The organism is Burkholderia sp. JPY481 (genome assembly GCF_038900515.1).
Taxonomy (GTDB): domain Bacteria; phylum Pseudomonadota; class Gammaproteobacteria; order Burkholderiales; family Burkholderiaceae; genus Paraburkholderia; species Paraburkholderia youngii.
The window spans coordinates 61,757-82,793 of sequence record NZ_JAYMRT010000017.1 but is presented as its reverse complement, the minus strand read 5'-3'; the positions used below and the strand labels follow the sequence as shown (position 1 = coordinate 82,793).

Below are 21,037 nucleotides of genomic sequence, written 5' to 3'. Positions count from 1 at the left end.
AGTCCGGCCAGATCGGCCGGAAGCGAATCGTAGCGCTGCGGGCTTCACTTTTGCATTCGAGCCAACATCATGTCGACATTTCAATCTGATGCCGTGGCGCAGTTGCCGCGACGTCCCGATCCTGCGCGTGTCAAGCGCATCAAGGACGATTCCGAAGCCCTCGATGCGGCGCGCACCCTCGCGGCAGACTTCGCAGCGGGTGCCGCCGAACGAGATCGCGACCGCATCCTGCCATGGGCCGAACTCGACCGGTGGTCCGAAAGCGGGCTGGGAGGGATTACCGTGCCGGCGGAATACGGCGGCGCCGACGTTTCGTTCGCGACTCTTGCGGAAGTCTTCGTGATTCTTTGCGCGGCCGATCCCGCGTTGGGTCAGATCCCGCAAAATCATTTCGGCGTGCTGGGCGTACTTCGCGAGATCGGCACACCAGCCCAAAAAGCGCGCCTGTATGGCGAAGTGCTGGCGGGCCAGCGGATCGGCAATGCCGGCCCGGAACGCCGCTCCGCATCGAGCGCGACGATCCTGCAAGGCACGACGCGCTTGCGTGCGACGGAAGATGGGCTGCGGCTAGACGGCAAGCGTTTCTATTCTACGGGCGCGCTGTTTGCGCACCGCGTTCCGGCCCGCGCGACCGACGACGAAGGACGTGCCGTTCAGGTCTGGGTGCCGCGCGATGCCGCTGGCCTGAGCGTGGTCGATGACTGGAATTCGTTCGGGCAGCGCACAACCGCGAGCGGTACCGTGATTTTCGACCAGGTGTCCGTCGATGCCGACGATGTATTGCCCATCTGGCAGCTTGGCGACCGTCCGGGTCTGTTCGGGCCGACTTCTCAACTGATACAGGCCGCCATCGACCAGGGAATCGCCGAGGCGGCCGTGGCCGATGCAATCCATTTCGTGCGCGAGCGTTCCCGGCCGTGGATCGATTCGGGGCTGCAGCGCGCCGTCGACGATCCCTACATCATCGCCGACGTCGGCCGCCTGCAAATCGATCTCCACGCCGCGCACGAAGTGCTGATCGAGGCTGGCCACACGCTCGACGCCACCGCCTCGCAGCCGGTCGATGCCGCGGCGAGCGCGCGTGCGTCCGTTGCCGTGGCTCAGGCAAAAGTGCTCACGACGCGCATCGCGCTTGAAGCCAGCGAGAAGCTGTTCGAACTGGCGGGGTCCGCGTCGACGCGCGCGGCACACAGCCTCGATCGCCATTGGCGCAATGCACGCACCCACACGCTGCACGATCCCGTGCGCTGGAAGTTGCATCTGGTCGGCAACTATTTTCTGAATGACGTACTGCCCGTGCGGCATTCGTGGAACTGAAAAATGGCAACAGACATTCATGACAGTACGCTTGAGCGCATCTCGCCGGCCGAATCGACGCGCGCGAGGCCGGCACGAATCGCCGATGACGCACACGCGTTGCTGGCCGCTCGACAGCTCGCCGCAGCTTTCGCCCCCGATGCCGCGGCGCGCGATCGCGATCGCCGGTTGCCGTGGGCCGAACTCGATGCGTTCGTGGCGAGTGGTCTATGGGCGATCACGGTGCCTCGCGAATATGGCGGCGCGGGCGTCAGCAGCAAGACGCTCGCGGAAGTGACGGCGATCATTGCGGCAGCTGATGGCTCTTTGGGCCAGATTCCGCAGAATCATTTCTATGCACTGGAAGTGCTGCGTGTCGGCGGGCGCCCTGAGCAACAGCGCTTCTTCTATGATCGCGTACTGGCGGGAGACCGATTCGGCAACGCACTCGCCGAGACTGGCCATAAGGACTTCAAACGGCGCACGCGGCTCACGCGCGGCGCGGCCGGGTGGCAAGTCGAAGGGCGAAAATTCTATTGCACCGGCGCGCTGTTCGCACACTGGATTCCCACACTGGCGGTCAGCGAAGAAGATGGGCGCGATGTCACTTACCTCGTGTTCATCCCGCGCGACGCGCCGGGTGTCGAAGTGATCGACGACTGGGACGGTTTCGGGCAACGCATCACGGGCAGCGGCTCCGTGAAGTTCGATCAGGTGCGCGTCGAGCCAGAATGGATCGTGCCGTTTCAGACTTCGTTCGAGCGGCCTACGACGATCGGCCCGTTCGCGCAGATCATGCATGCGGCAATCGATCTGGGACAGGCGCGCGGGGCATTTCAGGCAGCGTTGCAGTTCGTGCGCGAGCATTCGCGGCCATGGATCGACGCGAGGGTGGAACATGCGTGGCAGGATCCGCTCACCATCACGGCCTTCGGTGATCTTGCCGTTCGCCTGAGCGCGGCGGAAGCGCTGTTGCGCCGGGCGGGCCGCCTGGTCGATGCAGCCCAGGCGAAGCCAGCCGAACGCTCCGTTGCTGAGGCGTCGATCGCCGTGGCCGAGGCGCGCGCGCTCACCACGACGGTCTCACTGGAAGCCGGCTCGCGGCTGTTCGAACTCGCCGGCACGGCCGCGACGCTCGACGGCCTCGGCCTCGACCGGTTCTGGCGCAATGCACGCACCCACACGCTGCATGATCCCGTGCGCTGGAAGTATCACGCCGTCGGCAACTTCTATCTCAACGACAAACATCCGCCCAGGCACGGAGCCTTGTGATGGCAAAAAAGCAGATCCTGCTGAACGCATTCAACATGAATTGCGTCGGCCATATCAACCACGGGTTATGGACGCATCCGCGCGATCGCTCGGCAGACTATCGGACACTGCCGTACTGGACCGATCTGGCGCGCACGCTCGAGCGTGGACTGTTCGACGGGCTGTTTCTGGCCGACATCGTTGGCGTGTATGACGTTTATCAGCACAACGTCGACGTGACGTTGCGGGAATCGATCCAGCTTCCCGTCAACGATCCCACGCTGCTGATTTCGGCGATGGCCGCCGTTACCCGGCATCTCGGCTTCGGCGTCACGGTCAACCTCACCTACGAGCAGCCCTATCTGCTTGCACGGCGTTTCTCGACGCTCGATCATCTGACGCAAGGCAGAGTCGGCTGGAACATCGTGACGGGCTATCTCGACAGTGCGGCAAGGGCGATGGGACTTGAAGAGCAGTTGCCCCACGACGAGCGCTACGACCGCGCGGACGAATACCTCGACGTGCTGTACAAGCTCTGGGAAGGGAGCTGGGAAGCGGATGCGGTGCTTCGCGACAAGTCGGCGCGTGTGTATGCCGATCCGGCGAAGGTCCACAAGATCCGGCACGCGGGGCGCTACTACAACGTGGACGGCTATCACCTCGCGGAGCCGTCGCCGCAGCGCACGCCAGTTTTGTTTCAGGCGGGGAGTTCGGGGCGTGGTCAACGTTTTGCCGCCCGTCACGCAGAATGCGTGTTCATTTCGCCCCCGAGTCGTGCGGTTGCACGCGAGACGGTCAAGACGCTGCGCGAGCAACTGGTGGAAGCGGGACGACGCCCAGATGACGTGAAGGTGTTCGCCGGCGCGGCAGTCGTGACCGGCGCCACGGAGCGCGAAGCTCGCGAGAAATACGCGGACTATCTACGGTATGCAAGCCGCGACGCAGGGCTTGCACATTTTGCCGCCAGCACGGGCATCGATTACGCACAATACGATCTTGACGCCGCCGTCGATTACGCGCCCACCAATGCCATCGAGTCCGCCACGCGCACAGCAAAGCAGCACGGCTGGACGCGGCGCAAGCTGCTCGAGATGTTCGAGCTGGGTGGCCGGTATCCCGCCATCGTCGGAAGTGCCGCGCAGGTCGCGGATGAACTGCAGGGCTGGATCGAAGAAACCGGTATCGATGGATTCAATCTGAGCCGTACGGTGGTGCCCGAGAGCTACGAAGACTTCATCGATCACATCGTGCCCGAACTGCAGAACCGGGGTCTTTACAAGACTGCTTATGCGGACGGAACGCTGCGCGGCAAGCTGTTTGGGCGCGGCGATCATTTGCCCGAGCAGCACGCCGCGTCAGATTTCCGTGTCGGATCGAACGAGCGAAGAGAGATTGAGCCAAACGTCCACCGTTGATCAATCTCGTTGCTATCGCGGATGAGCTGGCCGCTCGTGCGCTTCGCGGGTGATTCATCGAATGACGATCTGACCGCGAAAGTTCATATGTCCAATAGAGACCGCTGCGCCGCGACTGCTTTGCCCGTACTCGACCTGATGCAATTCGACCACGGCGATGCCGAAGCGCTCGCGAATTTTCTGGTTAAGCTGCGCGAAGCCGCGCGTGATATCGGCTTCTTCTATCTGCGCGGTCACGGTATCGACGCGGCGACCATTCCCGAGGTGCAAGCACGCTCGCGGCAGTTCTACAAAACCGTCGGTCATAACCGATGGTGCCGAATGCCTCCACTCAATCGCCTGTCGATTGCCGTTTTCTCAGCTTCATGTTTCCAAGATCGCGAATGCGCGGGGCAAACCGGAATCCAGCCAGGGCCATCAGCACAAAACGTCCAGTATCACTCACCGTAACTCCGCGCGGCAGCCTCGTCTTCGCGCCGGCGAACTAGCCGACCTATCTGGACAAGCGCTGCGACGAGAAGCAGGACTGCAAGCCAGAGTGCTCCGTCGTGTAGCATCCGTGTCGTCACACCCCCAAACACCGCGCCTGCGAAAAAACAAAAGCCTGCCATCCCAAGCAGTGACGCCTCGTGCAACGCAATTCTGTCGTAACTCGGGATAAAGGCCTCCAGCAGTTTTTTCGCCGCTCGCCGTAGGTTTCCTGTTGTCATGACCGACGTGTAGGTCAGATTCTCGATGTGCGTGAAGGACAACGTCTGCAGGGTGGCGACGAACGAAATGCCAGGGATAAGCCAGACATCCGAGTCGCCGACCAGACCGCTTGCAGCGATGGACAGAAAGGCAATCTCAAGAAGCAGGCAAACGAGTGCTGGACGACGGACCGAAGCCGCAAAGGCATCGAGGCGCAGGAGATGAACGACAAATACCGCGAACACGAAAGCGATCAGTGGAGGGATATGGCGGGCCGCCCGCGCCCAGTCCCCCGCCGCGATCTGGATACCGAGAAGGGCGACATTCCCCGTCATCGTATTGGCAAATACGCCACCATGCCCGACATACGTGAAAGCGTCCAGAAAGCCTCCCGATAACGTCAACAGCGCCGCGACGCTACGAGTTCTACTCGCCGAATCAAAGTCCATCGAATCGACCTCTCGTCTTGACCGGTAATGCCAATATATAGGTTGCATGCCGCGCGGCAATCTGCTGCGAAGGTTACCTCGCAATAAATACCTGGCTTGTCAAGTTTGACCGTCGTGCGCTTACGCCCGCAAACGCGCGTAGTTCCCAATGGGTGCTTTGCGCTGCATCGTGCAAAATACCTGATTTGAAACGCGGAGGGATGACCTGTGGGCGTCAATTTCGACTTGAACGACTTGCAGGCGTTTCGAGCGGTCGTGGAGCTCGGAAGCTTCCGCAAGGCCGCCGAGGCGGTCAGCATTTCGCAGCCGGCCTTGAGCCGCCGCATCGACAAGCTCGAGGAAGCGCTCGGCGTGCGTCTGTTCGAGCGCACCACGCGCAGCGTCACGCTCACCACGGTTGGTCGTGTATTTGCGCCTAGCGCCGAACAGCTGCTCGATGATCTCGACGTCGCGTTGCTCGGCATCCGCGACGTTTCTTCGAGCCGCCTGGGTCATGTGACCATTGCCTGCGTGCCTTCGGTCGCCTACTACTTCCTGCCAAACGCCGTTGCCAGCTATCATCGCCGCTTTCCTCGCATCCGGGTCAAGTTGCTGGATGTGAGCGCCAATGAGGTGCTTTCCGCCGTCATCAGCGGAGAGGCTGATTTCGGGGTGAGCTTTGTGGGCAGCCAGGAGACCGAGGTCGACTTCAAGGTGCTGCTGCAGGAGCGCTTCGTGGCCGCCTGCCGTCGTGATCATCCGCTCGCCAGCAAGAAGCGCGTGAGCTGGAGCGAGCTTTACGAGCACGAGTACGTCTCGGTAGACAAGACTTCAGGCAACCGATTACTGCTCGATCAGGCGCTCTCGGCGGTGGCACCGCGCTTGCCGAGTATCTGCGAGACTCGCCATGTCACGACCATGCTGGGTTTGGTCGAAGCGGGCCTCGGTGTCGCGGCGGTGCCGTCGATGGCCATGCCCGGGCACAATCACCCCATCCTCACGAGCGTGCCGCTCGTCGAACCGGTGGTCAAGCGGCGCGTGGGAATCGTGAGGCGCCGCGGGCGTCCGCTGACCCCGGCCGCTCAGGAGTTCCACAGAACGATTATCGAGCTCAGGCGCGGCGGCGCAAGCGGCGATGCCTTAAGCGACGAAGCGTCTCCGAAAGAGCGGCGAGGCAGGAAGACCGCATCGTGAGATTGGTGAGACCGCTTCGCTTGCTCTATGTGCAGGTTGTGCTGGCCATGGTGCTCGGTATGGCGCTCGGTCATTTCTTGCCGCAAGCGGGCCCGCTGCTGAAGCCCCTGAGCGACGGGTTCATTGGCCTTGTCAGGATGATGATTGCGCCCATCGTTTTTTGCACGATCGTCTCGGGCGTTACATCGCTTGGAAGCGGAAACGCGATTGGTCGCACAATTTTCCGGGCGCTGGCGCTCTTTTATCTTCTAACTGCCGCGGCGCTCGCGCTCGGACTCGTCACGGCGTTCGTGCTGCGCCCCGGCGCGGGAATGCACATCGACGCAAGCCACCTGGACGTGAGTAACCTCGCGCAATATGCGAAGGGCACGCATCCGCGCGACGTTGTCGCGTTCGGGATGAGCCTCATCCCCGAGACGATGCTTGGTGCCTTCGACAAGGGCGAGGTGCTGCCCGTGCTGCTGCTCTCGCTGCTCTTCGGTTTCGCGCTGAATTCATGTCCGGGCGCCGGCAGGCCGGTGCTCGCGCTCATCGACGGCATCGCCGAGACGCTCTTTCGCATCCTCGCGATGATCATGCGACTGGCGCCTCTCGGCGCATTCGGCGCGATGGCATTCACGGTGGGCCGCTTCGGGATCCGCTCGGTCGGCTCGCTTGGCATGTTGATGGTGTCTTTCTACGTGGCATGCGTGCTGTTCATTGCGCTGGTTCTCGCTCCGCTCGCGCGCGTGCACGGTTTCGCTCTCTGGCGGCTGTTGCGCTACCTGCGAGAGGAGTTGCTGATCGTTCTGGCGACGTCGTCGACGGAGCCGGTACTGCCCCGTCTGATCGCGAAGCTGGAGGCGCTCGGCTGCGACAAGGGCCTAGTGGGGCTTGTGCTGCCCGCGGGCTATTCGTTCAATCTCGACGGCACCGCGATCTATCTGACGCTCGCCTCGATGTTCATTGCTCAGGCGTGCGACGTAGCGGTTTCCGCGCCGCAGATCGCGGCGATGCTCGCGGTTATGTTGCTCACCTCAAAGGGGGCGGCCGGCGTGTCGGGCAGCGGGCTGGTCGCGCTCATCGCGACGTTGACAGTGATTCCCGATTTGCCCGTCGCCGGAGTGGCGCTACTGGTAGGCATCGACCGCTTCATGTCAGAGGCGCGGGCGCTGACGAGCGTGGTCAGCAACGCTTGCGCAGTGATCTTTGTTTCGATGTGGGAAGGTGCGTGCGATCGTGCGTGTCTCGGGCGGATGCTCGGGGCAGCAACGCCAGGCGGCGCGCAGAGTGCGGAGGAAGTCGCGAGGAATGCCCCGAAGACGTGAGAGGGAAATGGCCAGAGCCAAGCCTTCCTTCAGGTTTCCATCAGAAGCCAAAAAGAAAGAAGTCGAACTGTTCCAGAAAATTTCCGGCCGTTACGCGGAAAACCGCCGAAGCCTTGGAGTGTCCCGGCAACGGGTAGAGGGCGAGGGGTGCATCAATGTGTCTCCTGAAATCCCGATAAATGCGGTGGTCCGGTCTTGTCTTTCGGGAATATTGGCCCATGACCAATAAAACCAAAATTGCAATGTTTTGAACGATTGATGTTTGTTAGTTATCGATCGTCATTTGGCTCTGCCGCGCCGGGTGCTACCTGTGCACTAGCGCCCGGCGCGCCTTCAGATTCCCACAGTCAGGCCACGAAACGACACTGTGAAGCGGGCGTTCGCGTGTCCATATTGCGTCCGCGGTTCAGATGATCGTCAATTTCCGCCGCGCATCCGAGCATGCGCGGGTAGAGGAAGATTGTGAACGCGGCGGTTTCAAGGTCCGCCTCGCTGAACTCTCCGCGTTTGAGCGGCTGCCACAGCATCTTCAGTAGCAGCGCGGCGATCACGGCATCGACATTGACGCAGTAGACGTTGCGCGAGACACCCGCGTCGAACAATGCCTGCACCAGCGCGCGGTAGTACGCATGGAACGCGTTGTACTCCCCGCGGGCCTCGTAAAGCCTGGAGATAAACACCTCGCGCGGATCATGGTTCACCGGCTTGTCCTTGAAGACCGGGTGGTTCACGCCCGGCAGCTTGGCGATGTCGAGGCTGCCCAGCTGTTTCTGCTGCGCCTTGTACTGCGCATAGTGCTCGACCGAACGGCGCGCGAGTGCTTCGAGGTCGACGCCGTGTTGCGCGTCGGCGGGGTCGTCGAGGCCACTGTCGCGAAACGCCTCGATGAGAAAGGCGATGCCTTCATAGCCGTTGCCGCCGTGCGTATAACCCGAATGGGAGAGAAAGCCCGTGAGCGCCTTGTTCAATTGGACGCGTTCGGGAGATTCGGGACCGTCGGCGGACACCGCACCCTTCGCACCTTGCGCCGAGATCGCGCCCGGTCCGTTCGTGAGCAGTAATCCGGTCAGCGTCCTGAATGCGAACAGGTCGTCGGCGGACGGTTTCAGACCGAGCAGCGCTGCGAATGCCACCTCCGTCAGAGAGCGCTCGCCGAGCAACGCCTCGGTGGAAAAGTCGCAGAAACCGTCAGCACGGTGGCGCGAGGCGTCCGCCGAGGCGCCGATCAGCGTGCCGAAGAGTTTCATCCACCATGGCAGGTTCTCCGCCGTGAGCCGCGAGATGCGCTTGCGCATGAGCGGGCCCCAGGCGAGTGTCGTCGTGATCGCCGCGAGCACGGCGTCCGCTCGCGGATGGCCCGGCCCGTTGGCAAGCCATCGCACGAATACCGAACTCACACTGCGCACGGCGAGCCCGGCGAGCATGGCCTGCGCTTGCAGGTCGGGTTCGTCGGAAAAAAGTGCCGCGCTGCCTTCGGTGTCGATCGCGTCGATGTCGAATTCGTGATCGAACGCGTCCATGAGTTTTGCTGCCGCGAAGCGGTCGATCATCAGCCTGGCCGCCTCGCGCGCCGCGCGCTGGCGATTCGGCCCGACGATCGCAGCGGCGGCGGCAAGCACCGCGTTTGGCGCATTGCCCGCCTCGCGCGCCGCCTGCGCGGCCGCCAGTTCAGGCGTGCCGTACAGGTTCACCGCCGCGCCGATCGCGACGTCGACCAGTTTCTCGTCATTTGTGCCACCGAACTCGTGCAAAAGTGCGAGGCACACGTTCGCTTCGAACGAATGCGTCGCCGCTTCGAGCATCGATACGCCGTGCAAGCTGCTGACCTGGGTCTTCGCGTCCATCTGCGAGGCGCCCGAGGCGTCTTTCAACGGCTGCCGCGGCGGGATCGCGCCGACCTGGTCGTTCACCCGCGCGACTTGCTCGTCGTAGGGCGCGACGGCCCGCACGACTGGCAGCGCGAGTTCGCCGGGTAACTCGAGCCCCTGATCCGAGCCGAACCACGGTTTGAGCGCGAGGCTGCCTTCCGGCTCGAAGTCGGGCATCGTTGCGTTTGCGCGCATCACCGCCGTGAGCGCGGCGGGAATATGGGCGATGTTCGTCACCACCGCGCCCTTCGCCGAGCAGCAAGGATCGTCGGGCGTGAAGAGCCGCTCGACGCCGAATTTCTCCATGAACCAGCGTTCCTTCGCGAGCGCATCGTCGGCGCCACCCGCCATCGCGCCCGCGTGTCCCACTGCGCGCGTGAGACGGCTTTTCCAGCGGCCCACCACGCACGCGACCACGGGTTTGGTGAACTCCGCTTCGGCCTCGTAGTACCCGCCGGGCTCGCAGTACAGCACGGCGGCCTTGCTGCGCGCGTCGTTGGCGAGGGCAAAGGCGAACTCCGGTGCGGCATAGTGGATATAGACATCCTTTCCGCTGGAAACGACGGTCGATGTGCCCCAGCCGCTCATGCGCAGGTACTGCGCGATCGTGGTACTGAAGCCGCCGGAGTTCGAGAAGATGGCGATCGATCCCCGGCGCAGCGTTGCGCCCGGATCGTCACCGCCGAGCGCGCCGCCGATACGCACGCGCTGCCACGAGTCCGCGACGCCCAGCCCGTTCGCGCCGAAGATGTCGACGCCCGCCTGTTGTCCCATTGCGCGGATTTCACGGGCGTCGTGCACGGCGATCTTCTCCGTGATGATGAAGACCTTGCGCAGATCCGGATTCACACGGATCAGCTCGGCCACGCCGTCGCGCGCGGCCGACGGAGGCAGGTACACCACGCCACAGTTGAACCGATGACCGGCTTCCAAACCCTCTCTCACGTTGTTGAAGACCGGAATGTCGCCTGCGGGCGTCGCGAGCACTTGCCCGCCTTTGCCGGGCGCGGTGCCGAACACGACGTTCGCGCCCGAGAAAGCGTGGCTCACCGGCGTGACGTCCGACGACTCGCCCCCAAGAATATTGAGCACGCAGACGCGATCTTCACGCGTGGCGATGTCCGCCAGCGACTGGATTCCGACGAAGTATTTGAAGTGGCTGTTGCCTTGCTTGTGCATGTCGATCTCCTCAGGCCGATGCCGTTTGCGATTGAGCGTCGCGCGCGCCGATGCGCGCCGCGACCTGCGAGCGTCCACCCGAGCGCATCCATGCGTCGGCCTTACGGGCGTACTGGATCACTTCGCTGATATCGGAGTCAAAGCCAAAGAGACGATAGGGCAGGCCGAGCGAATCACAGGTGTCGCGCAGTGCGGACATGCCACGAACCAGGTTAGGACCGCCGCGGCCGAGGACGACGTAGAGCGGCGTCGGACCGTGCTCGCTGAAGTGCTCGCGCAGCGCATCGGCCATCGCACGCAGGGTTTCGTAAATATCGGTGTTGTTGGATTTGCCGCCGATGATGAATAGCACGTTCGATTGCTTGAGCCAGTGCCGGAAGCAGATGCGCGCCACTTCCTTCATTTTTTCGTAGGGCGGGTTGCCACCGAAATCGGACGAGATAATGGCGGCGTCGCCCAACATCTCGGTGACGAGTGAGTTCGCCCCGCCCCCGAACGTGGGCGCGAGGATGGTTCCCTTGTCGTTGATCACGTAGACATCACTTTGGCCCTGGTGCGTGCGAAGCTGGTTGATCTCCTGCTCGAAGTCCGAGTAGTCTGCGGCGAACAGGTGGGGCGGGAGACCGAGTCGCGAAAAGCGCGGATCGTCGCGATCGAATCCGCACTTGAAGTCGCATGCCACGGGCGTGAGACGCCCCTTTTTGTCCTCGCGCATGCGGATCGGGTTGAGTTCGAGCGTCGTCATGCCGAAGTCATGGAAGAGTTCCCAGAGCTTCGGCAACTGCTGCACGAGTGGCGAGATGATTTCACGCGGCGCCCCGATCTCGCTCAGCGCATTGGCGACGACGAACGCCTTAAGTCCGGTCAGCGCATCGAACGGCACCATCGCGACGTGCTTTGGATCGACCTCCTCGATGTCCATTCCTCCCATGTGCGACAGCGTCATGGTGGGAGCGCGAAAACGCGTGGAATCGGAGATCGAAAAGTAGACTTCATGTTTGGCGGGCACACCCGCTTCGAATGTCACGCCGTTCGCCTTCGCCCGCACGTGACTTACAACGTGCTCGGCAAAGTACAACCGTTCTTTTTCCGCCAGCGCCGTCTTGAGATCGGTTGCGCGGCCGAGCAGGCCTGCCTTGCCTTTCTTGCCAACGCCGCCCTTGAATACCGGCTTGATGAATATCTGGCCATGCCGGTCGATGAGCGACTTGATCTCTTCTTCGCTGGCGCCCGGGCCCAGCACTTCGCTGGACGGAAAGCCGACGAATTGCAGCAGGCGCGCGCCGTGCAACATTCCGGTGATCTGCATGTGAGTGTCTCCCGAATTTGAAGGTAATGACGAATGAAGCGGATACTGGATATTCAGTCAGCTCGCTGCGGCAGGCGCGAGACGCACCGCTGCCGTGGACGCGCTCGAAGGCGGCGGCAGGAGAATCACGTGGCGAGGTGGGGCGGGCGAGATGCGCGTCGGTACCTCCAGGCGGCAGCCATAATCGGGCTTGCACTGGGAGAGGCGAAACACGGTTTTGCGCTTCGCGCCTTTCTCCGACGAGTTCTCTGTTATGAACGTCTTGGGGATCGATATTTGCGCAGGACGCGCAAAACGGGAAGTGCAATTTTTCGAAGCATTGATGTCCCAAGGTTATCAATGCAGACGTGCAAAGGGGCCCCGCAGCGGGTAACGCATTGGCCCGGCGGTCTCGCTCGCGGTGGCTGAGGCAGGAGCAACCCTCAGGCGAGCAACGCGAACCGCCCGGCTACTGCCTCGCTCGCCACGGGAGCGCGGCCGGTCATAAAGGGGCACCTGGTCTCGTGGGCTGTCTTGCCGACAGTTGCCCCTTCATGCTGGCGCTTCTGTTGCCAGTCAACCGCTCCATGCCTGCCGCGTGGGTTACTGGATCGACGGCACCACGCCGAGCTTTTCAGCCAGCATCCTCTCGTAGACACCGAAGTGCAGGTCGACTTCCTCCTGTGTAACGATGGTCACGAAGATGTTGATCTGCGCTGGCTGCAAACCCAGTACGGTCGCGATCGCCGCTTCAAGCTGCGGCACGCATAACCGGTCGTCAGCGAGCGTGGTGCCAACCGCAATTTTGTAAACGGATTCCTATCCATTCAGCAACGGTTGGAACGCCTTCAAGAAGTTGACGGCACACGCTAGCGCTGGCGAACGCGAGGCTTTGTTCCGGGGAACCGCGCGCAAGGCTTATCGCCTTACGTGAACGGGACGGATGGAGCGGCGGCAAGCAGTAAGCCTGGAATGACCGCTGTCCATCCGACAGCTGTAGCGGCAGTCCTTGCCATCCAATCGGTAATCAAATTTCCAGACTTTCGAACCCGAGACCGAGACCCGCAAATACATGGAATCGCGATCACGAAGTTTATAGGGCTTGCTCTGCGGTTTGGCGTTCTTCAGGAGCGGGTAGGTGAGCCTCATGGAGTTCTCCTTGACGGACAACTACCAAAAATTTTTCCCGCAATTTACCCGCAAAACCGGCGGAAGCAGCCGGATTTCCTCGGCCTGAGTCGGACGTGCCGATCGCCACCGGATGCGCTACCGCAGCGAATCCATAGCGTCTGACCCATTCGCTGTAACCCTTGACCAGAAAGGCTCCGGAGCGTTCTATGTACTGCTGGCGGGACGTTTGATAGACCGTCCGAAGCGCAAACCAGGGCACCTGCGGCAAGTCATGGTGAACCAGATGATAGTTGTTGTTCAGAAACAGCAACCGCCACAGCCATCCCGCTTCATTGATGACCGTGCGATGCGCGGGCTCCTGCGCAATCCGATGCTCATGAAACGAACGCACCGATGCAAGCGCGAGCGAGCCATACCCCGCACCGACGATGAACACCCACGCCGGTATCCCGCACCGCTGCTGCAACCACACAGTGAGTGCAACCAGCGCGGCGAGATGCGCGAGCCATGCGGGCAGGTCGCGCCAATCGCCGTCGCGAATCTTGTCGAGTGCCTGCGCACCGGTCGCGGCAATCGCAAACGCCGGCCCGACCAGCAAGCGACCTATCAACGTATTGCGGAAAACCAGCAACGCACGCAGCGCGGTGCCCGCGCGTTGCCAGTCCGCTGCGCTAACGAAATAGCTTTCCGGATCGCTGCCGGGCTCGGTCAAATACGCATCGTCGTGATGGCGCAGATGCGACTCGCGATACACGTGATAAGGGAACCACACCGCGAGGGGCGCGAAGCCGAGCAGCGCGTTGACGAATCGCGAGCGCGTCGGATGGCCATGCAGCAGCTCGTGCTGCAACGACATGTACCATGCGCCGAAGATGGCCAGCAGCGCGGCCGTCAGCGGCAGACCCAGCAGACGCGCGTGCGCGGCGACGCCGAACCAGCCACCGTAGATCGCGACGATCAGCGCCCATGTCGGCCACTGCGTGCGCCAGGCCCGGCCAGCGGCCAGACGGTCGATATCGTTGCGCTGGGAGTCGTCGAGATAGATCGCCATCGTTGCATCGGTCCGCATTTATGTTCGAACCCGCGATGTTGACTCGCAGGTCCAGACCGATCCTACGGGGCGACGCTGTGCGCCCGAACCATTTTATTGAGCAATGCATCCACGCAATCGTGGAAAAGCGGGCGCGGATAGTGCGTATCCGGTAAGCGTTCAATGATCGTCCGCCACGCGGCAGGCGTGATCGAGCAGCCCTTCGGCCGTGCCGCTGCCGCCATCGATGTCGATACCGCTGTTGACGATCAGCCAGCCATCCCGAGCCGCGGACGGTCCCGCGCCGGTGACCAGGATGGTTTGCGTGGCCATCGTCGCCGGATCGGGATTGTCGCGCGCGACGATCCTGAACGGGGCGTCGGCGCCGCTTAGCGAGCTCACGCGCATGATCCTGTAGCGCTTGCCATCGAGCGTCGCCCAGCGCCATTCGCCGGGCGCGTCGTGAGCGTGACTGGCGAGCGCGGCGCTGACTTCACGCCGCATGCAATCGATGTGGATATGCAGCTGGTTCTGCGAGCGACGATATTCGGAGTTGATTTCGAGGCCGAGCTGATCGTCGGGCAATTCGCGTTTGACCGCTTGCTGAACGTAATGGCGCGAAACCCACGCGTCGCTCCAGTAGTCCTTCGCATCGGCCGCGAGGATCAGCGGACTTTCGATGCCGGTGATGCGATCGGTCGGCATCAGCAGAAACTGCGAGCGGCCGAGAATGTCCTTCAGGATGACATAGCGCTTGTCGAGATCGACGACCGTGCATTGCCCCGGCGTGCCGGTGGCCAGCTGCGAAGGCACGCAGCGAATGTCGACGATCTTCCACAGCGCGTTGGAATCGACCGTATCGAGGCGCGCGCAGGCGCTGGCGGCGAGAGCGGCCGCGAGCACGGCGGTCAAGTGAACGATGCGGCGCGCGAGGCCGCGAGATGAGAGGGCGGTGGCGAGGTCCGTCATCGTCGCTTGGGTGGGGTTCGGGCAGGGAAAGCGCCGCAATGCGGGCTGCAATGCGCAGGCATTAGAGCACAAACCGGATGGCGCCGACGTGAAACTCGGGCTTCACAGCACCGGCGCCGGCAACTCTCCCAGTACCTGTTCAATTGCGACACCGATGGCCAGCAGCCGCCTGTCCGAGCCGAGCGGTCCATCGAGTTCGAGGCCGACCGGCAGCCCGCTCGCGCTGATACCCGCCGGCAGCGACAGCCCCGGAATGCCGGATGTGCTGGCCGGATCGGTATTACGCAGGAACGCTTCCATCGTATCGATCGGCGGACCGCCATCGATCGTGACAGTCGACGAACCGTTCAGATCGTCGATCGGCACCGCGACGAGCCGCGTCGTCGGAAACAGCAACGCATCGAGACCGGCATTCGCGAACGTCGCGGCGACGTAGTTCTGCAGCCGCGGCCGCCAGTAGTTGAGCGCTGCCGAATAGTGCGAGCCGAGCACGTCGGCGAGCACGTCGTCGTAAATCGCGCGCACGTCCGGGCTCGCGATGCGCACGGCCAGATCGGCGACGGTCTGCACCGGCGCCTGATTCGCGACGAGCCACGCGAGCACGTCGTCGCGCGCTTCGTGAATGGCGAGCGGACCGCCGACCATGCCGTTCAGATGCTCCAACTCGGTCATCGCGACCGGCACGAAGGTGACACCGGCCGCTTCGAGCTTTTGCAGCGCGGCGCGCGCGACGTCTTCGACCTGTCGCTCGAGAGCGTCCCACAGCGGCGCGGGCAAGCCGATGCGCAAGCCGTCGAGCGCAATCGCAGGCAACGCGCCGTCGCCGGTGATCACGCCGTCGAGCAGCGCCAGATCGGCGACGCTGCGCGCCATCGGGCCCACGGTGTCGCGCGTATGGCTGATCGGCACGACCGCGTTGGGGTCGTGATAGCGCCGCTCGGCGCCGCCATTGCCGACCGATGGACGAAAGCCCGCGGTGCCGGTCAGCGCGGCCGGGATGCGGGTCGAGCCGCCGGTGTCGGTGCCGAGCCCGGCGGGCGCGATGCGTGCGGCGATCGACACCGCGGTGCCGCCCGACGAGCCGCCCGGCATCAGCGACGGATCGTACGGGTTGCGCACCGGCCCCGCGTGCGCGGACAGGTTGGTACTCGTGATGCCGAACGCAAGCTCGTGCATATTGGCCTTGCCGAGCACGATCGCACCCGCGTCGACGAGTCGTTGCACCGATGGTGCATTGGTGTTCGGCACGAAGCCGGCGAGCGCGGGCGTGCCGGCCGTCGTCGGCAGGCCCGCGGTGTTGATGTTGTCTTTGACGACTATGGCCAGGCCGCAAAGCGGCAGTCGCGCCCGCTCCGCTGGCGTCAATGCGTCGATGCGCTGCGCGGCGGCGAGCGCGCCGTGGAAGTCGAGCGTGGTGAGCGCGTTCAACTGCGTGAGGGCGGCGGCGCGCGCGAGCAGGGTGGCGACGTAGTCGGCGGCTTTGAGCCGACCCGCTTGCAGCGCCTCGACCGCTTGTGCCGCGCTGAGCGCGAGTTGTGCATCGACGGTCCATGTCATTACCGGCGTCTCCGTATCGATGGATGCGTCGCGGGCGGCGCGAGGTTCGACTGCATCCGTCGAAGTAGCGGACAGGTCACGCGGGCAGACAGCGAACGCAAGTGTTCAGCTATTCTGGCACATCCGCCTGAAAGCCGATGCCGGGCGATGCACAACGCGCGTCGCGCTCGCTTTCATCGATATCGATGCGCTTACCGGTGATTATCGATCCACATGCGCCCCCAGTCCGACGCATAGGCGAGCGCATGCTCTTCGTCGAAGAAGTAGTCGAGCGCGTCGAACGAATAAGCTTTACGCGTATTCTCGTCGCGCTGCTCGATCGTCAGATTGGCGGCGAATAATCCGTTGGGGAGCAGTTGCGTTGCCGCTTCGACCTCGTAGCCCTTGTAGCGGATGTGTGAGTTCATGATCCTGACTTGTCTGTGTGTCCGCGGGTGTCGTGCGGAATACCAATGCGTGCGGCGCGGCCCCGTCGTTGCCGAAGGTGGGTGAAGCGGCGGGCAGGGTCAAGCGTAGGGCGCGCTGCGCAGCGGGTGAACCAATCTTTCGTCGGAAGCAAATCAGCGCGGCGCGGGAGTGGTAATCAGAAGCCCGGATTGGATCGAAGTCGCTGTGTTCGGGACTCTATTCGAGCGGGGTCGCGATGTCTGTTATGTGGCGCACGGTCGCTCGACGCAAAGCGTGACGCCACGCGCAATTGCGGCGGCGTCACGGGTGCCGGGGGAGTATTTCAGACCGCGTGCAGGACGCGCGCGGAACGGCCGTCCGCGGCGATCGAGGTGGTGTTTTGTGCGGAGGTCCGGCTCGCGGTCGAATGGCTCGACGTGGCGGGTGCGCCGTGCGCACGCTGTGCATTGAACGCGAGCGCGAACTGCGCGGCTTGCTGGCCGACGGTCGCGAGTTGCTCGATGACTTTCGGATCGGAGCAGCTGTCGACGCTATCGAAACGCGTCTCCAGCGTGTTGATGCCGGCACCGAACGGCGTCGGCCAGCCACGCAGCGCATGCACGATCGAGCGCAGCGACGTCAGCACGGAGCCCGCCGCCTGCCAGCCGTAGGCGGTGACGATGCAGCCCACCGCGCGGCCATCCAGATACGGGCGCTCGTCGGCGCGCAATTCCTCGAGCGTGTCGAGCGCATTTTTCACGAGCCCGGATACGCCGCCGTGATAGCCCGGTGTCGCGATGATCACCGCGTCCGCGCGACGCACCGCGTCGAGCAACTCGAGCTGTTCGTCGGTGCGGGCCGGCTGTTCCGGCGCGTAGTGCGGCAGGCTATGCAGAAAAGTGCCGCCGAACAGGCGGGTTTGCGCACCGGCGGCTTCGGCGCCGCGCAACGCGAAGGCCAGCGCGCGCTCGGTCGACGAGGCCGCGCGCGTCGTACCGCCAATACCGATGATGAGCGGCGGGCGGGAGTGATCGGATCTGCTCAACGAAATGCTCCTTCGATTGCGGTTCACGCTGCGGTTGACGGCGCGGTCGATGCGGGACTCATGCAGCGTCAGCAACGCATGTGCACGGCCGTGAACGGACCGACCGGAGTGAACCGGACTTTGAAGTGTCATCTTAATGAGCGAGCGCCGCGCCGCTAAGCGACTTTTTGTTCTAACGATATAACCATGCGGCCACAACGCGCCGAGTCGCATCTGCGATGCACGTGAGCAAGCGGGCGATAAGCATATGGCGAATCGTTGGTTGGGCGGGTGCGGGCAAGACCCTAAGATGGACTCGTCTCCTCCATAGATCGCGTTAGACATGGGACACGGCCTCGCTACGCAAGTGGTGGGGCCTTTTTTTCGTGGGTCGCTGGCGGACGTTGCGCCATGGCGGCAATGCCGGTTGCATGCGCCTGCGTGGTAGCCGCTTCACGATGACGCCGCTTTTTGCATGCTACGATGCCCGCAGTGATTTTCCGCGAGATCGAGCCCAGCATGGCAACCCTGTATGACACGCTCGGCGTGCCCGCGCACGCCACCGACGACGAAATCAAGCGGGCCTACCGGAAAGCCGCGATGAAGTGGCATCCGGATCGTAATCACGGTGCCGAGGACGTGGCGCGCGCGGCGTTCCAGGAAATCAAGGACGCATACGCGATCCTGTCCGATGCCGAGCAGCGCAAGGTCTACGACACGGTCTACGCCGAACAGATGCGCGAGTGGGAGGCGCAGCACACGCGTCGGCAACGCGCGCAGGCGAAGCGTGAGGCGGCGGCGCGAGCGGCCGACGAAGCCGCGTATGCGGAGATGGTGTCGATCGCGATCCGCTTCGCCGACCAGGGCCACAATCGCGACGTGCTGTTCGGCGTGCTGCTTGGCCGGCAATGCGAACCACAGCGCGCCGCGCAGATCGCCGACAGCGTCGCGGCGTTGCAGGCGGCGCGCCGCGACGAGGCGGACGCCGCGCAAAATGCCCAGCGCGCGGGTAAGGCGGCGAAGGGCGCGGCAGCGGCGCAAGCTGAGGCGGCCGAGGCCGAACCGGCGAAAACCGCGCACGAAACCAGCACGGCTTCAGAAGCCGCCCTTCACGACACACCGCATGTCAAACGCGCGAACCACGCGAAGCGCGATGAGACCGCCAGCGACATCCATCCGGCCGGTGCGCTCGGCAGCCTGTGGTTCCAGTTCCTCAACAGCCTGAAATTCTGACGCGTCGCGACGATCCGGGTTGCCTGCGGCAATCTCATTCGAGGCGACGCTTCCCGCGTACCGCGTATACCCCTACGCGCAGGTCCGCGCGCTGCGATCACGACCCGGCCACGCCGATCGCGCCGATCGCGCCGGATCGCCGCACCGGCGGCAGCGTCGCCTGATCTGACAAATATTGAAAAAGGGTGCTGAAACTGGGGGCAGGACACTGGTACACTGCCCATTCGCAAAGTTGTGCTCTGTGCCCCGGACTCGAGATAGCTGGCGTGAATCCCGTGGCGCAAATAAAAAAAACGCCGTAGTGTCACGGGGGCGCAAGACTGGAGCGGCACAATTCCGCCCAGAGGTTAAATAAAAAAACATCGGTACGGGGTAAGCGTGTCCAGAAAATATAAGGTGCTGTTTCTCTGCCGCGATAATTCGATCCGCAGCATCATTGCAGAAGCTTTACTTCGCGAACTGGCGGGGCACCGGTTCGAGGCGTTCAGCGCGGGCCCTGAACCGGCCGCGCGCCTTCATCCACTCGCGGTCGCGCAATTGCAGCCCGGCATTTCGGGGCGCGCGGTGCTGAGCCCTAAAAGCTGGCTGGAATTCACCGGCGAATGGGCGCCGCGCATGGATATCGTGATCGCGCTCGACGAATTCGTCGGCGGGCTGCATGCGCCGGTATTTCCCGGCGCGCCGGCATTCGTCTATTGGACCATTGCCGATCCGCTCGCGGGCGGCCACGGGTCCGCTGACGAGCAGGCCCGTCTTTTCGACAAGACCTTCTGGCAGATCGTGCGTCAGGTCAGCGCGTTTATCGAGTTGCCGCAATATGCGCAGCCTGCCTCGAATCGCGCGAATCACGCGAATATCGTCGATGCGGCGAATGCCATCAATGCGGGGAATACGGTGAATGCCGCGAATACCGCGAATATGCCAGGCGGTGGCACAAAACCGGTGCGTGGCACGGCGGTTCGTTTCGAATCCGCAGCCATGGTGTCCGCGCCTTCGAGCGCGGCGGCCTGCACCTAGCGACTATTCGGGCGCGCGAGCCGCGTTCCGGCGAACGGGTCATTCGACCAGTCCACCTGTTTTTTCGGTTGGGCTTTCGGTTGGGGTGCGGGCGCCGGTTTGGCGGCCAATTCAAAATGCTCAATGCTCTGGCCGGCACTAATGGCCTGCTTCAACCATTGCGGCATTTCGCCATTGCCATCCCAGCTGTCTCCGGTCGCATTGCGATAGCGCTCAGCGTTTTTGGCCAATGATTCGTTAGCCAGCGCCGCGGCAAGGTCTTCTGGCCTGATACCAAACTCTTCCATGCGATGGCGGAGATACGCAATCATGCTATCTCGCTTCCGTTCGTCCATAGGATATTTGTCCTTCTAAAACGTGCAGCGTACTGTCGAAGACAGATTGCGGGGAAAAAGCTGCGAAGCGTCGAGCCCGACTGAGTGGGGCCGCCCCGCGGTGGAGTTGTCGATTGACGGAAATGCCATGTGCCGGGTTAAAAAACGTTGCTCCCGAATTTGCAATACGGCCTCGGACAAAGACGGCCGCTGGAACAACCGACCCTCAAACTGAGAGCCCCAATCAGCAAATATTTCAGCATGTCGCAGCGCGGCGAACGAGGCCGGTAAGCCTGACGTTCGCTATGAAAAACTCTGAGTCTCGATGCAATGATTGCGAATGGATGGAGTCACTCCACGCTGTCCGTCTTTCACCGGACTTTCGTCGATGTGCGGGTTCGCTTTTTGTGCTTTGTAGCAACATCATAACGCAATGCGCGAGCAAAGCACGCTTAGTTC

At 63.1% G+C, this 21,037-nt stretch carries 17 protein-coding genes and 3 pseudogenes; 9 read left to right on the top strand and 11 right to left on the bottom strand.

All coding sequences use genetic code 11. The features are described from left to right. The first annotated feature begins 69 nt into the window (after positions 1–69). From VSR82_RS30855 to VSR82_RS30840, 4 genes and pseudogenes are all read left to right on the top strand, one after another. Entirely contained in the window at positions 70–1,317 is a 1,248-nt protein-coding gene (locus VSR82_RS30855; protein ID WP_429455687.1) for an SfnB family sulfur acquisition oxidoreductase, read from the top strand. A gap of 3 nt (positions 1,318–1,320) precedes the next feature. Then, positions 1,321–2,568 (top strand): SfnB family sulfur acquisition oxidoreductase, encoded by a 1,248-nt coding sequence (locus VSR82_RS30850; RefSeq protein WP_429455686.1) that lies wholly within the window; start codon positions 1,321–1,323, stop codon positions 2,566–2,568. Further along, complete coding sequence (locus tag VSR82_RS30845) at positions 2,568–3,962, top strand: LLM class flavin-dependent oxidoreductase (protein WP_368581783.1); 1,395 nt, start codon at positions 2,568–2,570, stop codon at positions 3,960–3,962. Before VSR82_RS30850 ends, VSR82_RS30845 begins: the two co-directional genes overlap by 1 nt. A 21-nt stretch (positions 3,963–3,983) precedes the next feature. After that, positions 3,984–4,244 (top strand): annotated as a pseudogene (locus VSR82_RS30840) (2-oxoglutarate and iron-dependent oxygenase domain-containing protein); the annotation flags it as partial. Between the two features lie 155 nt (positions 4,245–4,399). Here the strand turns inward: VSR82_RS30840 and VSR82_RS30835 are convergent. Then, positions 4,400–5,101 carry a YoaK family protein gene (locus VSR82_RS30835; RefSeq protein WP_429455685.1) on the bottom strand — a complete coding sequence of 234 codons (702 nt, stop codon included), beginning with the start codon at positions 5,099–5,101 and terminating at the stop codon, positions 4,400–4,402. Between the two features lie 207 nt (positions 5,102–5,308). On the opposite strand from VSR82_RS30835, the gene VSR82_RS30830 reads away from it, so the two are divergent. Together VSR82_RS30830 and dctA are read left to right on the top strand one after the other, a co-directional pair. Further along, on the top strand, positions 5,309–6,274 hold the full coding sequence (locus VSR82_RS30830) for a LysR family transcriptional regulator (RefSeq protein ID WP_410848298.1): 966 nt from the start codon (positions 5,309–5,311) through the stop codon (positions 6,272–6,274). Beyond that, positions 6,271–7,581, top strand: coding sequence for a C4-dicarboxylate transporter DctA (gene dctA / locus VSR82_RS30825; protein WP_498858308.1), 1,311 nt, complete (start codon positions 6,271–6,273; stop codon positions 7,579–7,581). The genes VSR82_RS30830 and dctA overlap by 4 nt, the downstream gene beginning before the upstream one ends. Positions 7,582–7,928: 347 nt before the next feature. Here the strand turns inward: dctA and VSR82_RS30820 are convergent, their stop codons facing one another. From VSR82_RS30820 to VSR82_RS30810, 3 genes and pseudogenes are all read right to left on the bottom strand, one after another. Beyond that, a complete protein-coding gene (locus tag VSR82_RS30820) occupies positions 7,929–10,628 on the bottom strand; it encodes a CoA-binding protein (protein WP_498858307.1) in 2,700 nt (899 codons plus the stop codon). Between the two features lie 10 nt (positions 10,629–10,638). Beyond that, complete coding sequence (locus VSR82_RS30815; protein WP_429455684.1) at positions 10,639–11,937, bottom strand: ATP citrate lyase citrate-binding domain-containing protein; 1,299 nt, start codon at positions 11,935–11,937, stop codon at positions 10,639–10,641. 582 nt (positions 11,938–12,519) lie between these two features. Then, positions 12,520–12,720 (bottom strand): annotated as a pseudogene (locus VSR82_RS30810) (hypothetical protein); the annotation flags it as partial. Positions 12,721–12,733: 13 nt separating this feature from the next. Between VSR82_RS30810 and VSR82_RS30805 the strand changes: the two are divergent. Next, a pseudogene (locus tag VSR82_RS30805) lies at positions 12,734–12,850 on the top strand (amidohydrolase family protein); the annotation flags it as partial. Here the strand turns inward: VSR82_RS30805 and VSR82_RS30800 are convergent. The 6 genes from VSR82_RS30800 to VSR82_RS30775 all read right to left on the bottom strand — a co-directional run bounded on the left by VSR82_RS30800 (position 12,835) and on the right by VSR82_RS30775 (position 18,035). Next, entirely contained in the window at positions 12,835–13,065 is a 231-nt protein-coding gene (locus VSR82_RS30800; RefSeq protein ID WP_498858306.1) for an Arm DNA-binding domain-containing protein, read from the bottom strand. The pseudogene VSR82_RS30805 and the gene VSR82_RS30800 sit on opposite strands and share 16 nt — an antisense overlap. Then, positions 13,010–14,098 (bottom strand): fatty acid desaturase, encoded by a 1,089-nt coding sequence (locus VSR82_RS30795; RefSeq protein ID WP_429457699.1) that lies wholly within the window; start codon positions 14,096–14,098, stop codon positions 13,010–13,012. The genes VSR82_RS30800 and VSR82_RS30795 overlap by 56 nt, the downstream gene beginning before the upstream one ends. Before the next feature lie 159 nt (positions 14,099–14,257). Continuing rightward, positions 14,258–15,046, bottom strand: a complete 789-nt coding sequence (locus VSR82_RS30790; RefSeq protein ID WP_498858305.1) for a CDP-diacylglycerol diphosphatase — start codon at positions 15,044–15,046, stop codon at positions 14,258–14,260. Between the two features lie 102 nt (positions 15,047–15,148). Continuing rightward, a complete protein-coding gene (iaaH, locus tag VSR82_RS30785) occupies positions 15,149–16,603 on the bottom strand; it encodes an indoleacetamide hydrolase (RefSeq protein WP_429455682.1) in 1,455 nt (484 codons plus the stop codon). A gap of 191 nt (positions 16,604–16,794) precedes the next feature. Further along, positions 16,795–17,010, bottom strand: a complete 216-nt coding sequence (locus VSR82_RS30780; RefSeq protein WP_176106231.1) for a DUF6566 family protein — start codon at positions 17,008–17,010, stop codon at positions 16,795–16,797. Between the two features lie 323 nt (positions 17,011–17,333). Further along, positions 17,334–18,035, bottom strand: a complete 702-nt coding sequence (locus tag VSR82_RS30775) for an NADPH-dependent FMN reductase (protein WP_429455681.1) — start codon at positions 18,033–18,035, stop codon at positions 17,334–17,336. Between the two features lie 498 nt (positions 18,036–18,533). Here VSR82_RS30775 and VSR82_RS30770 point away from each other — a divergent pair, with 498 nt between their 5' ends. After that, positions 18,534–19,247 carry a J domain-containing protein gene (locus tag VSR82_RS30770; RefSeq protein ID WP_429455680.1) on the top strand — a complete coding sequence of 238 codons (714 nt, stop codon included), beginning with the start codon at positions 18,534–18,536 and terminating at the stop codon, positions 19,245–19,247. A 378-nt stretch (positions 19,248–19,625) separates the two neighbouring features. Further along, positions 19,626–20,264: an arsenate reductase/protein-tyrosine-phosphatase family protein gene (locus VSR82_RS30765; protein WP_368581903.1), complete on the top strand. Its 639-nt coding sequence runs from the start codon at positions 19,626–19,628 to the stop codon at positions 20,262–20,264. Here the strand turns inward: VSR82_RS30765 and VSR82_RS30760 are convergent. After that, positions 20,261–20,599, bottom strand: coding sequence for an H-NS histone family protein (locus VSR82_RS30760; protein WP_368581904.1), 339 nt, complete (start codon positions 20,597–20,599; stop codon positions 20,261–20,263). The two genes, VSR82_RS30765 and VSR82_RS30760, sit on opposite strands and share 4 nt — an antisense overlap. Positions 20,600–21,037: the final 438 nt, after the last annotated feature.